The organism is Rathayibacter rhapontici (assembly GCF_001995175.1).
Lineage (GTDB): Bacteria > Actinomycetota > Actinomycetes > Actinomycetales > Microbacteriaceae > Rathayibacter.
On the sequence record NZ_MUKN01000085.1, the window covers coordinates 1 to 11695 of the forward strand.

Sequence of the window (11695 nt, forward strand, 5' to 3'; positions counted from 1 at the left end):
CCCGCCGTCGAGGCGGCCCCCGCTCCCGCCGTGCAGGAGCCCCGCCCGGTCCACCCCTCCGCCTCCGTGCCGCCGCATGCGCCCGCCGAGACCGTCTTCGTCTCGCGTCGCGACCGCCGCACCTCGGAGGGCCACCGCCAGCACCGCCCGCGCGTCGAGCCCGCCCGTCGCGGCTCCGCCTTCCTCCGGCCCACGCGCCGCCACCTCGTGCTCGCGATGTCCGGCGGCCTCGTCGTCGTCGCCGTCGCCGCGGGTGCGAGCCTCACCATCGGCGGATCCGGGTCCTCCGAGTCCGCCTCGGCCAGCGCCTCCGCATCCACCGCGCCGACCGCACTCCCCACCACCGTCGCCGTGCTCCCCGCCACGACCGCCTCCGCCCGCGTCGTGCTGAGCGGCGTCTCGACCACCACCGGCACCGTCGCCGGAGGGACCGCCGTCACGCTCCAGGGCTCGAACCTCGACTCGGTCGCCTCGGTGCGCTTCGGCGAGGCCGAGGGCAGCGTGGCCGTCGAGAACCCCGATCGGATCACGGTCACCGCCCCGCCCGCCTCCGGTGAGATCGAGGGCGTGGTGCCGGTCGCGTTCTTCGACGCGAGCGGCGCTCCGATCACCTTCGACGCCGTGACCGACGCCGCTGCCGCCGTCACGTCCGACGGCACGCCCGTCGCACAGCCGGCGATCGCGACGACGGCGCCCGAGCCGCTCCTCGCCGACCCCGCTGCGGACCTCGGCGCTCCGCGCCCGAGCCGACCGCCTCCGCGACCGCGACCGGGGTGCTCGCGACGACCAAGGTCGTCGCGTCGGCCATCACCTTCGCGTACACGCCGGACCCCGCGATCGAGGCCGCGAAGGCCGCCGCGGCGCTCGACGCCAGCCGGCTGGCCTCCCAGCTCGACTACGTCGAGACCTACTGGAACGAGTACAACTCGGCGCAGTACGGCGTCATCGGCGGCAACGACTGCGTCAACTTCACCTCCCAGTCGCTCATCGCCCGCGGCTGGAGCATGGACTCGGAGTGGAGCTTCTCGGCCGGCGGCGGGTACAGCTCGGCCTGGGCGTCCTCGACGGCCTTCAACTCCTACCTCGCGGCGCACCCCGAGCGCGCGACGCCCCTCACGAACGACCAGCGCGACCAGGTCGAGGTCGGCGACGTCGTCCAGTTCGACTGGGACGGCTCCGGCGACTGGGACCACACCGGCATCGTCACGAGCGTGGACGGCGACACGGTCCTCTACGCGTCGCACACCGTCGACAACTTCGACCAGGACATCGACTCGGCCTCGGCCGGTCGGATCATGTTCTGGAGCATCTGAGCCGACGACGACGGAGGGCCGCCACCGCGTGAGCGGTGACGGCCCTCCGTCGCGGGGAGAACGTCAGTTCTTGAAGACGTCCTTGACGTCCTCGCCGACCTTCTTCGTGTGGGCCTTCGTCTGATCGGCCTGGCCCTCGGCCTCGAGGCGCTCGTTGTCGGTCATCTTGCCGACCGCCTCCTTCGCCTTTCCGACCAGGTTCTCAGCGGCGTTGCGGATCTTGTCGTCAGCACCCATCAGGGGCTCCCTTCGTTCTGTTCTCGGATCCTCCGGCGAAGGCCGCTGGAGGGGTGGTGCAGCGAGCGCCGCAGGCGCTGCGCGGTTCAGGAGACGCGGTCCTCTTTCGAGAAGCCGGCGCGAGCGCTCGAGGCGACCTCGAGCACGACCGGCAGGCGGGCGCCGAGGAGCCGGTCGAGGCTCTCGACCTCCGCGTGCACGGCGTCGACCACGGTGCGGGGCGAGACGCCCGACCGGGGGAGGACGCGCACCTTGAGCGCGGTGGTCGAGCCGTGCTCGTACGCCGACACCGTGACGTCCAGCAGGTCGCCGCGGCCGGCGAGCGCGTTCTCGAGGACGTCCTCGGCGAAGCCGGTGCCGAACTCCACGGCGCCGGCGGGGCCGCCCTCGGTCGCCGTCTCGTCGCGCAGGACCGTTCCGGTGCGGCCGCGGCCGTGGGCGAGGGCGAGCACCAGGGCGAGCACGACGCCCACCAGGCACACGCCGACGATCGCGTAGAGCGGCCAGAGGACGGCGGAGTCGCTCCACGAGGTCCCGTCCTCGGGCGAGATCCGCGAGACGAGCGACGCCCCCTGGTCGGATCCGAACGCCGAGACCGCGTCGCGCACGGGCGGCGAGACGGCGACCAGGACGAGCCCGGCGGTGACGGCCGCCAGCACGAGGCCCACGAGGAGCAGGACGAGCCGGTTGAGGAAGCGGTTGCTCGTGGTCATCAGATCCTCCCGGAGTCGGCGATGCGGACGGTGGCGCGGGTGGCGGGCTGCGGAGCGATGCGCTCCAGCTCCTCGTCGAGGGCCTTCTGCACCGCGTCGCGGTCGACGCCGATGCCCGACGCCGGCATGATCGAGACGACCGCGGTGCGGCGGCCGATCGAGGCGCTGGTGTCCTCGCGGCGCGACCGCGCGATCGTCCGGGCCGAGCGGGCGAGCGCCGAGGCGATCACTCCGTCGTCGACCACGACCGCGAGGCGGTCGTCGGCGATCGTGTGCCGGGCGCGAGCACCGGGGGCGAGGGCCAGCACGAGCAGGATCAGCGCGAGCAGACCCGTGCCGACGGCGATGCCGATGAGCGCGCCCGTGGCGAGCTCCCCGACTCCGACGAGAGCGGCGAGCAGGTCGGACGGCGCGATCAGCAGCGGAGCCGCGCCGAGGACGGCGAGCACCGCCTCGGTGCCGACGTGCACCGCGATCAGGGCGATCACGGCGAGGACGACGATCTCGGCCGCCGAGCGCGACCGGTGCGTCTCGCGCCGCAGGAAGCGGCGGTACCGGGCGTCGGGTGCGGCGTCGCGGGGCGACGGTGCGGGGCTCATGCGACTCTCCTCGTGCTGCGGGTCCGGGTGCCGGTGACGCGCACGTCGACGCGGGTGACGGTGCGGCCGGTGAGGGCCTGCATCCGTGCGGCGATGCGGGCGCGGTCGCGGTGGAGGCGGTCGAGCAGGCTCCCGCCGTCGGCTCCGGGAGCCGAGACGGGGTCGCGATCGACGACGACCGGGGCGGTGACGGCGAGCGCGAGGCCCCCGCGGTCGTCCGAGAGGCGGACGCGGATCGCCGAGACCTCCACGCCGAGCTCCTCGTGCACGACGGCGATCGCGGTGCGCTCGATCGAGCGGACGCTGACGGTGACGGTCCCCGCCACCGGCGCACCGGTGGCGGGCCGCGACTGCAGGGCGGTGGTCATGCGGTGCTCCTAGCGGGAGGTCGTGCGGCCGCGGAACACGTCCACGAGGCTGCGCACGTCGAGCGATCCGTCGAGCATCCGCGTGATCAGGACGCCCAGCGCCATGAAGACGGCGGTGAGGACGAAGCCCCAGAAGCCGAAGAGCAGGGCGGCGAACGCGAGGATCGCGCCGACGACCACGCCGAGGACGGTGCTGCGGTTCGAGGCGGCGGGGGGAGTGGGGGCGCTCATCGGACGCGGCTCTCGGTCTCGGCGGAGTCGTCGTCGCCGGGGATGTGCACGTCGACGATCGCGACGTTGATCTCGGCGACCGTCATGCCCACGAGCTCGGTGATCGCCTCGGCCACGGCGTCGCGCACGCGGTCGGCGACGGTCTGCATCGGCACCGGGTAGGCGACGACGAGGGTCACGTCGACCGCGACCTGGGTCTCGCCGACCTCGACGCGGACGCCCTGGCCGTGGTCGTTGGCGCCGACGGCGGAGCGGATCGCCCCGAACGCGCGGGACGCGTTGTTGCCCAGGGCGAAGACGCCGGGGACCTCGCGGGCCGCGATGCCGGCGACCTTGGCGATCACGGCGTCGTCGATGACAGTACGGCCCTGGGCCGTGCCGGACACGGCGCCTCCGAGGCTCGTCACGGTGTCGACGGACGTGTCGACGCGGGGGGTGGAGGGGGTGCGGGTGCTGTCGCTCATGATGACTCCTGTGCGTCTCGTCGGCCGCGGGAGCGCGGTCGGGGATCGAAGGCCCGGTCGCATCGACTTCGCAGTCCTGCGCGTCCGGGCTGTGCTTACATGAGTGAGACGGAGCCCGGCGGGCGATCGTCACGGTCCGGGTCGGGAAATTTCCTGACCGTTGCCTGATAGTCGTGCGGCACCGTGCCGACGGTCGGAGGAGAGAGCGCGCCATGCCTGGTCTGGAGTCGGCGAGCGATGCGCTCCTCGCCGAGCGCTCGGCCGAGGGCGACGTCCGGGCCTTCGAGGTCCTGGTCAAGCGGCACCAGTCGATCCTCCGCGCGTACGCGTGGCGGCTGACGGGTTCGCAGGCCGACGCCTCCGACGCGGTGCAGAACGCGCTCATCACCGTCTGGGCGCAGCTGCCCCAGCTCAAGGAGCCCGCGAGCGTGCGCAGCTGGATGATGCGGATCGTGAGCCGGTCGAGCGTCGACCTGCTGCGCCAGCGCCGCCCCGCGGACGACGTCGACGCCGTCGAGCACCCCGCGGCGAAGGAGCCGGGGCCCTTCGAGGCCGCCGAGCGCTCGGACGCGATGAAGGCGCTGGCCGCCGCACTGGCCGACCTGCCGGAGTCCCAGCGCCAGTGCTGGCTGCTCCGCGAGGTGGGCGGCGAGTCCTACGGCGAGATCGCCGAGCACCTCGGGATCACCCCGACGGCCGTGCGCGGCAAGCTCGCGCGAGCCCGCGAGTCACTGGTCGTGGCGATGGAGGACTGGCGATGAAGGACGTCCCCGATGAAGGAGCAGGCCCGATGAACGCGGACGACAGGCCGGAGGTGCCGGGCGACCGGCCGGCCGGATCCGAGCGCAGCGACGCGCTCGAGGTCGTGCCCGTCGAGGCGGTGCCCGACGGCGCCGCGGACGAGCGCACGATCGACGACCTCAGCGACTACCTCGACCGCGGACGCTCCCCTACGACCCCGCGATCGAGGAGTCGCCCGAGCACCGCAGGACGCTCCAGGCGCTCGAGCGGGTGCGCGCCCTCTCCGGCGCGCTGATCGACGACGACGCCGAGCGCCTGCCCGCACCGGAGGAGAGCTGGTTCGGCTCGATCCTCGCCCAGGTGCGGCGGGAGGCGCGGGCCGGCCGCGACATCCCCCTGGCCAGCCCCGAGCCCGACGTCGAGCTGACGATCACCGAGGGCGCCGTGCGCGGCCTCGTCCGGGAGGCCGGCGACAGCGTCCCCGGCGTGCTGGTCGGCCGCTGCCGTCTGGTCGGCGACGTCGGTGACCCCGAGGCGGAGATCGCCGTGGAGGTCACGATCTCGGTGTTCTGGGGCGTGCCGATCGCCGACGCCGCCCAGCAGGTGCGCGAGCGGATCCACTCGCGACTGCTCACCCAGACCGAGCTGAGCATCTCGACGATCGACGTCCGCGTCGAGGACGTCTACATCCCCGGAACGGAGGACTCGTGAGCACGGCGGGCGGCGTGGTCGCCCCGCAGTCGGCGAGCCCCTCGTCCGTCGTCACCGCGCTCGTGCGCGCCGTTCCCGGAGTGGCGGTGGTCGTGCCGGCACGGGCCGAGGCCCGCGATGTGCTCGCCCACGCCGCGACGGCGCTCGCTCCCTCGCCGATCCCGCTGCTGCCGGGCTCCGTCGGCACCGCGTCGGGCGGCACGTCGGCCGAGCCCGTCCTCGTGCGGATCGCACCCGACGGGATCGTCGTCTCGATCGACATCGGAGTGGCCGCCGAGGCGTCCGCTCCGGGCGTCGCCCGAGCCGTGGGCGCCGTGGCGCGGGAGTGGTGCGAGCAGGAGCATCCGGAGCGCCGCGCGAGGATCGCGGTGCGGATCGCGGCGGTCGACTAGGGGCGGGTGCCCGCTCCCGGGCGCTCAGCTCCGAGGGATCTGCGCTCAGCCCTGATCGGCGAGGAACGACTCCGTCTCGGCGGCGGTCGGGGCCGACACGGCCGCGCCCGCGCGCGTCACCGAGACGGCGGCCGCCGCGCCGGCCCAGCGGACCAGGGGCAGCAGCGACCCCGGATCGGCGAGGTCGACGGCGCTCGCCGCCAGCCGCGCCGAGAAGGCGCCGCAGAAGGTGTCGCCGGCGCCGGTCGTGTCGACGGCGCGGACGCGGAACGCGGGGGCGTGCAGCGGCTCGCGACCGCGTGCGGCGACGACCACCCCGTCCGACCCGAGCGTGACGAGCACGAGCGGCACGAGCGCGGTGAGCGCCGCGGCCAGCGCGGTGTCGTCCGCCGACTCGAGGCCGCGCGCGCTGCCGAGCTCGCGCGCCTCGTGCTCGTTGACGATCAGCACGTCGAGCGCGGCGAGCAGCTCGTCCGGCAGCGGTCCGATCGGCGCGGCGTTCAGGATCGTGACGACCCCGGCGGCGCGCGCCGTGAGCGCGGTGGCGAGGACGGTCTCCTGCGGCACCTCGAGCTGCAGGAGCAGAGCGGAGGCGCCCGCGACGACCGCCTCCTCCGCGCCCGTCAGCCCGGTGAACGCGGCGTTCGCTCCGGAGTCGACCACGATCGCGTTCTCGCCCGCGTCGTCGACCGTGATCTGCGCGGTGCCCGTGCGCTGCTCCACCCGGCGCGCGTGCAGCTCGAGCGGCTCGCGGGCGAGCACCTCGGCGAGCTCGTCGCCCGCCGCATCGCGGCCGAGGCTCGTGACGAACGCGGTGCCCTCGGCGGTGCGGGCGGCGGCCACCGCCTGGTTCAGGCCCTTGCCGCCCGGGAACGTGCGGTAGTCGGACGCCAGCACGGTCTCACCGGGAGCCGGGATGCGGGCGACGCGGTGGACGTGGTCGAGGTTGGCGCTTCCGAGGACGACGAGGGGCATGCCCTCGACGTTAGGGCACGCGCAAGGGGCTCCGCGCGACGCGGTCCGCGCCTACGGTGGAGCAATGGACACTCGAATCTTCGGACGCACCGGTGCGCCCGTCTCCGTCGTCGGCCTCGGAACCTGGCAGCTCGGTGCCGACTGGGGTGACGTCGCCGAGAACGACGCCCTCGCGATCCTCGACGCCGCCGTGGAGTCCGGGGTGACCCTCTTCGACACCGCCGACGTGTACGGCGACGGCCGCAGCGAGCGCACGATCGGCTCCTACCTCGCGGCGCACCCCGACTCCGGGGTGTTCGTCGCGACCAAGATGGGCCGCCGCGTCGACCAGGTGCCCGAGAACTACGTCCTCGACAACTTCCGCGCCTGGACCGACCGCTCGCGCAGGAACCTCGGCGTCGACACCCTCGACCTCGTGCAGCTGCACTGCCCGCCCACCTCCGTCTACTCCGACGACGCCGTGTTCGACGCGCTCGACACCCTGGTCTCCGAGGGCGCGATCGCGCACTACGGCGTCTCGGTCGAGCGCACGGAGGAGGCGCTGACCGCGATCGCGCGGCCGAACGTCGCGAGCGTGCAGATCATCCTGAACGCGTTCCGCCTCAAGCCGCTCGACGCGGTGCTGCCGGCGGCCCGCGAGGCCGGAGTGGGGATCCTCGCCCGCGTGCCGCTCGCCTCGGGGCTGCTCAGCGGCCGGTACACGACCGAGACGACGTTCGCGGCCGACGACCACCGCAACTACAACCGCGAGGGCAAGGCCTTCGACGTCGGAGAGACCTTCTCGGGCGTCGACTTCGCCACCGGAGTCGAGGCCGCGCAGGAGTTCTCGCGCCTCGCCGCCGACCACGGCCTCGCCCCCGCGGCCGCCGCGCTCGCCTGGATCATCCAGCAGGACGGCGTCACCTCGGTGATCCCCGGTGCCCGCTCGCCCGAGCAGGCCCGCGCGAACGCGACCGCCGCCGACGCCGCCCCGCTGGGCCCGGCGTTCATGGAGGCCGTCACCGCCCTCTACGACACCCACTTCCGCCCCGCCGTCCACCCCCGCTGGTAGCAGCCCGGCACTGAGTCGCCCGGAAGGCTCGTTCTCCAGTGCGAGAACGAGCCCTTCCGGGCGAATCAGTAGGGGCTGTGGAGAGTTGTGCACGCGGCGGCACGGAAGTCGTCAGCATGGGCGCGTGAACGGAGAGCTTCCCGACGGTGTGTTCCGGGTGTCGGAGGGATACGCGGCGGGGGCGACGAGAGCGGCGATGCGCGGGATCGCGGCGCCGGTGCGCGGCGTCCGATCGGTGCGACCGGCGACGACGCTCGGCGAGCGCTGCTCAGCCCTCCTGTACCGGCTCGGGAGGGAGGCGTTCGCGTGCGGGCCGACGGCTGCCCTCCTCTGGGGCGCGCCGCTGGATCTGCCCTGGGAACGCCGGACGGAACTCGACATCGCCGTCGCGGCACCTCGGCGCGCGCCCCATGCAGACGGCATCTCCGGGCGGTCCCTCGCGATCGACACCTCCGTCGAGGTGCTGACGTACCCGCTGGGCCGGCTGACGACGGCGGCCCGCACCTGGTGGCGATCTCGGTGCCGTCCTCGAGCTCGGGGACCTCGTCGCTGTCGGCGACTTCTTCCTGCGTCGGGGGCTGTGCACTCACGGTGCGCTCGAGGAAGCGGTCTCGAGGTACCGGTCCAGGAGAGGCCTCCGCAGACTGCGGCAGGCGCTCGGTCTGCTCGATGCGAGGGCCGAGTCCCGGCCGGAGTCGCTCGTGCGTGTCGCGCTCGTCCTCGCGGGCGTCTCGGGGATCGAGGCCAACGTGGAGATCTTCCACGCCGGTGCGTTCCTGGGCCGAGTGGATCTCTGCATCCCCTCCGTGCGGGTGATCGTCGAGTACCACGGCGACTACCACCGGGTCGAGCGCGACCGATGGCGCCGGGACCGCGCGCGGATCGGCCGCCTCCGCGCCGCCGGCTACGTCGTCATCGAGCTCACCGGCGACGACCTCGCCGACCTCCCGTCCGTCGTCGCGCAGGTCCACGCCGCGATTCGACGCTGAACTGCCCGGAAGGGCTCGTTCTCGCAACGGAGAACGAGCCCTTCCGGGCAGTTCGGGAACGCCGACGGCTAGGAGCCGAGTGCGGCGTCGACGATGGTGCGGGCCTCGGCCTGGACCTCGTGCAGGTGGTCGAGGCCGCGGAAGGACTCGGCGTAGATCTTGTAGACGTCCTCGGTGCCGGAGGGGCGCGCGGCGAACCACGCGTTCTCGGTGACGACCTTCACGCCTCCGACGCCCGCGCCGTTGCCCGGGGCCTTCGAGAGCTTCGCGACGATCTCCTCACCCGCGAGCGTGGTGGCCGAGATGGCGTCGCCGTCGAGTTTGCCCAGCGCGGCCTTCTGCGCCTTGGTGGCGACGGCGTCGACGCGCTCGTAGACCGGATCGCCGAAGCGCTCGGTCAGCTCGCGGTAGAGCGCCGACGGGCTCTTGCCCGTCACGGCGATGATCTCGGAGGCGAGCAGCGCCAGCAGGATCCCGTCCTTGTCGGTGGTCCACACGGTGCCGTCGAAGCGGAGGAACGACGCGCCGGCCGACTCCTCGCCGCCGAAGCCGACCGAGCCGTCGACGAGGCCCGGGACGAACCACTTGAAGCCGACCGGCACCTCCCAGAGGCGGCGGCCGAGCGACTCGGCGACGCGGTCGATGATCGAGGAGGAGACGAGCGTCTTGCCGATCGCCGCGTCCTCGCGCCAGCCGGTGCGGTGCGTGTAGAGGTACTGGATGGCGACGGCCAGGTAGTGGTTGGGGTTCATCAGCCCGCCGTCGGGGGTGACGATGCCGTGGCGATCGGCGTCCGCGTCGTTGCCGGTGAGCACGTCGTAGTCGCCGGCGCGGGCGACGACGGAGGCCATCGCGCTCGGGGAGGACGGGTCCATCCGGATCTTGCCGTCCCAGTCGAGGGTCATGAAGCCCCAGGCCGGGTCGACCTCGCCGTTGACGACGGTCAGGTCGAGCTCGTACATCTCGGCGATCAGCTGCCAGTAGTGCACCGAGGCGCCGCCGAGCGGATCGGCGCCGATGCGCACTCCCGCCTTCTTGATCGCGTCGATGTCGATGATGTTCTTCAGATCCGCCACGTAGTGGGTGCGGAAGTCGTACGTCTCGACGGCCGAGGGCTCGGCGGACTTCACATCGCGGTTGCCGTCGGCGATGAGCTCGTTGGCGCGGTTCGCGATCCAGGTGGTGGCGTCCGAGTCGGCCGGTCCGCCGTGCGGCGGGTTGTACTTGAAGCCGCCGTCGCGGGGCGGGTTGTGCGACGGGGTGACGACGATGCCGTCGGCCTCGTCGGTGTGCGCCGGGTCGTTGTTCCAGCGGAGGATCGCGTGGCTGAGCGCCGGAGTGGGCACGAAGTCGTCGAACTCGTCGACCAGCACGCGCACCTCGTTCGCGACGAGCACCTCGAGGGCGGTCGTCAGCGCGGGGCGCGAGAGGCCGTGGGTGTCGGCGCCGATGAAGAGGGGGCCGGTGATGCCCTGCTGGGTCCGGTACTCGACGATCGCCTGCGTCACCGCGGCGATGTGGTCCTCGTTGAAGGCGGTGTCGAACGAGGATCCGCGGTGCCCGGAGGTGCCGAAGACCACCTTCTGGAGCGGGTCGGACACATCCGGCTTGTTGTCGTAGTAGGCCCTCACGAGGGCTTCGACGTCGATGAGATCGGAGGCCTGTGCCGGCTTCCCTGCGCGATCGGTCATGGGGTCCATAGTGGCAGCCCGCCCGGGCCCGCGATACCGCCTGGACAGCCGGTGGCTAGGCTGTCCGCCATGCCCGACAGCGCCTCCGAGTCCCGTGTCTACAGCTATCTCGGGCCCTCCGGCACGTTCACCGAGGCGGCGCTCGCGCAGGTCCCCGAGGCGCGCGGGCAGCAGTGGCGCAGCGTCGCCAACGTCGGCGAGGCGCTGGGCGACCTGGTCTCGGGTCGCAGCCACGGGGCCGTGATCGCGATCGAGAACTCGGTCGAAGGCGGAGTGACGGCCACGCAGGACGCGCTGGCCCGGATCCCGGGGCTGCGCATCGTGGGCGAGTACCTGGTGCCCGTCTCGTTCATCCTGGTGGCGCGGCCGGGGACGCGGCTCGCGGACGTGCGGACCGTGGCCGCGCATCCGGTCGCCTACGGCCAGTGCCGGCAGTGGCTCGACGCCGAGCTGCCCAGCCACGAGTACCTCCCCGCCTCCAGCAACGTGCAGGCGACGGTGGACCTGCTCGCCGGCTCTCCCGCGGACGCCGCCATCGCTCCTCCGGGGATCGTCGCGCACCACGCGGTCGACGTGCTGGCCGAGCGGATCGGCGACAACCCGAACGCGGTCACGCGCTTCGTGCACGTCTCGCGGACGACGCTCCTGCCCGAGCCGACGGGCGCGGACAAGACGAGCATCATCGCGGAGCTGCCGGCCGACGAGCCGGGCGCTCTGCTCGAGATGCTCGAGCAGTTCGCGACCCGCGGAGTGAACCTGAGCATGATCCAGTCGCGGCCGATCGGAGACGCCCTCGGCCGCTACCGCTTCGTCCTCGACCTCGACGGGCACGTGGCGGACGAGCGCGTCGCCGACGCGCTGCTGGGCCTGCGCCGCTTCAGCCCGGGGGTGATCTTCCTGGGTTCCTACCCCCGGGCGGATCGCCGTCCGGTCTCGTACGTGCGACGCTACGACGACGAGGTGTTCATCGAGGCGCGGGACTGGCTGCGCGGACTCCTCACCGCGGAGCCGGAGGTCGACGATGACTGACAGGGACGGGCAGGACCCGGACACGAGCACGACGGGCGGGCGGGTGCGCGAGCGCGGCGGCCGCGAGCGCGTGGACCCGCGCTACGACCCCGCGTTCCAGCGGGGGTTCGCCGGGGGAGTGGACCGGGTGCGCGGCGACGACCGCGCCTTCGCCCGGCCCGGTCCCGGGCCCCGCCCGACCGGTGCGCGCT

The 11695-nt window shown here is 73.3% G+C and carries 17 protein-coding genes and 1 pseudogene; 10 read left to right on the forward strand and 8 right to left on the reverse strand.

Annotated features, from left to right (window positions below; genetic code table 11):
• Positions 1-216: 216 nt before the first annotated feature.
• A pseudogene (locus B0T42_RS22825) lies at positions 217-525 on the forward strand (IPT/TIG domain-containing protein); the annotation flags it as partial.
• Positions 526-773: 248 nt separating this feature from the next.
• Positions 774-1313 (forward strand): amidase domain-containing protein, encoded by a 540-nt coding sequence (locus B0T42_RS17815; RefSeq protein WP_077224340.1) that lies wholly within the window; start codon positions 774-776, stop codon positions 1311-1313.
• A gap of 63 nt (positions 1314-1376) precedes the next feature.
• On the opposite strand, the gene B0T42_RS17820 is transcribed toward B0T42_RS17815, so the two are convergent.
• The 6 genes from B0T42_RS17820 to B0T42_RS17845 form a co-directional block, all read right to left on the reverse strand.
• On the reverse strand, positions 1377-1550 hold the full coding sequence (locus tag B0T42_RS17820; protein ID WP_077224341.1) for a CsbD family protein: 174 nt from the start codon (positions 1548-1550) through the stop codon (positions 1377-1379).
• Positions 1551-1636: 86 nt separating this feature from the next.
• Positions 1637-2263 (reverse strand): hypothetical protein, encoded by a 627-nt coding sequence (locus tag B0T42_RS17825; protein ID WP_077224342.1) that lies wholly within the window; start codon positions 2261-2263, stop codon positions 1637-1639.
• Entirely contained in the window at positions 2263-2862 is a 600-nt protein-coding gene (locus B0T42_RS17830) for a DUF6286 domain-containing protein (RefSeq protein WP_077224343.1), read from the reverse strand. The genes B0T42_RS17825 and B0T42_RS17830 overlap by 1 nt, the downstream gene beginning before the upstream one ends.
• Complete coding sequence (locus tag B0T42_RS17835; protein WP_077224344.1) at positions 2859-3230, reverse strand: hypothetical protein; 372 nt, start codon at positions 3228-3230, stop codon at positions 2859-2861. The genes B0T42_RS17830 and B0T42_RS17835 overlap by 4 nt, the downstream gene beginning before the upstream one ends.
• 9 nt (positions 3231-3239) lie before the next feature.
• Positions 3240-3461, reverse strand: coding sequence for a DUF2273 domain-containing protein (locus B0T42_RS17840; protein ID WP_077224345.1), 222 nt, complete (start codon positions 3459-3461; stop codon positions 3240-3242).
• Positions 3458-3925, reverse strand: a complete 468-nt coding sequence (locus tag B0T42_RS17845; protein WP_077224346.1) for an Asp23/Gls24 family envelope stress response protein — start codon at positions 3923-3925, stop codon at positions 3458-3460. The genes B0T42_RS17840 and B0T42_RS17845 overlap by 4 nt, the downstream gene beginning before the upstream one ends.
• A gap of 212 nt (positions 3926-4137) precedes the next feature.
• Between B0T42_RS17845 and B0T42_RS17850 the strand changes: the two genes are divergently transcribed.
• From B0T42_RS17850 to B0T42_RS17860, 4 genes are read left to right on the forward strand one after another with little or no spacing between them, the layout of a single operon-like run.
• Positions 4138-4686: an RNA polymerase sigma factor gene (locus B0T42_RS17850; protein ID WP_077224347.1), complete on the forward strand. Its 549-nt coding sequence runs from the start codon at positions 4138-4140 to the stop codon at positions 4684-4686.
• Positions 4687-4715: 29 nt separating this feature from the next.
• Positions 4716-4961 (forward strand): hypothetical protein, encoded by a 246-nt coding sequence (locus B0T42_RS19715; RefSeq protein WP_139344572.1) that lies wholly within the window; start codon positions 4716-4718, stop codon positions 4959-4961.
• Entirely contained in the window at positions 4937-5377 is a 441-nt protein-coding gene (locus B0T42_RS17855; RefSeq protein ID WP_158078175.1) for an Asp23/Gls24 family envelope stress response protein, read from the forward strand. Before B0T42_RS19715 ends, B0T42_RS17855 begins: the two co-directional genes overlap by 25 nt.
• A complete protein-coding gene (locus B0T42_RS17860; protein ID WP_077224349.1) occupies positions 5374-5769 on the forward strand; it encodes a hypothetical protein in 396 nt (131 codons plus the stop codon). The genes B0T42_RS17855 and B0T42_RS17860 overlap by 4 nt, the downstream gene beginning before the upstream one ends.
• 45 nt (positions 5770-5814) lie before the next feature.
• Here B0T42_RS17860 and B0T42_RS17865 read toward each other — a convergent pair whose 3' ends face one another.
• On the reverse strand, positions 5815-6744 hold the full coding sequence (locus B0T42_RS17865; RefSeq protein WP_077224350.1) for a ribokinase: 930 nt from the start codon (positions 6742-6744) through the stop codon (positions 5815-5817).
• Between the two features lie 64 nt (positions 6745-6808).
• On the opposite strand from B0T42_RS17865, the gene B0T42_RS17870 reads away from it, so the two are divergent.
• Positions 6809-7795, forward strand: a complete 987-nt coding sequence (locus B0T42_RS17870) for an aldo/keto reductase (RefSeq protein WP_077224351.1) — start codon at positions 6809-6811, stop codon at positions 7793-7795.
• A gap of 701 nt (positions 7796-8496) precedes the next feature.
• The gene (locus B0T42_RS17875) at positions 8497-8784 is read left to right on the forward strand and encodes a DUF559 domain-containing protein (protein WP_083741873.1); all 288 of its coding nucleotides are present in this window, start codon (positions 8497-8499) and stop codon (positions 8782-8784) included.
• A 68-nt stretch (positions 8785-8852) separates the two neighbouring features.
• Here the strand turns inward: B0T42_RS17875 and pgm are convergent, their stop codons facing one another.
• Positions 8853-10475 carry a phosphoglucomutase (alpha-D-glucose-1,6-bisphosphate-dependent) gene (gene pgm, locus B0T42_RS17880; RefSeq protein ID WP_077224353.1) on the reverse strand — a complete coding sequence of 541 codons (1623 nt, stop codon included), beginning with the start codon at positions 10473-10475 and terminating at the stop codon, positions 8853-8855.
• 69 nt (positions 10476-10544) lie between these two features.
• Between pgm and pheA the strand changes: the two genes are divergently transcribed.
• Positions 10545-11504: a prephenate dehydratase gene (pheA, locus tag B0T42_RS17885; RefSeq protein ID WP_094742804.1), complete on the forward strand. Its 960-nt coding sequence runs from the start codon at positions 10545-10547 to the stop codon at positions 11502-11504.
• A partial coding sequence (locus B0T42_RS19720) for a hypothetical protein (protein ID WP_139344574.1) occupies positions 11497-11695 on the forward strand: 199 nt, incomplete at its 3' end. The genes pheA and B0T42_RS19720, both read left to right, overlap by 8 nt.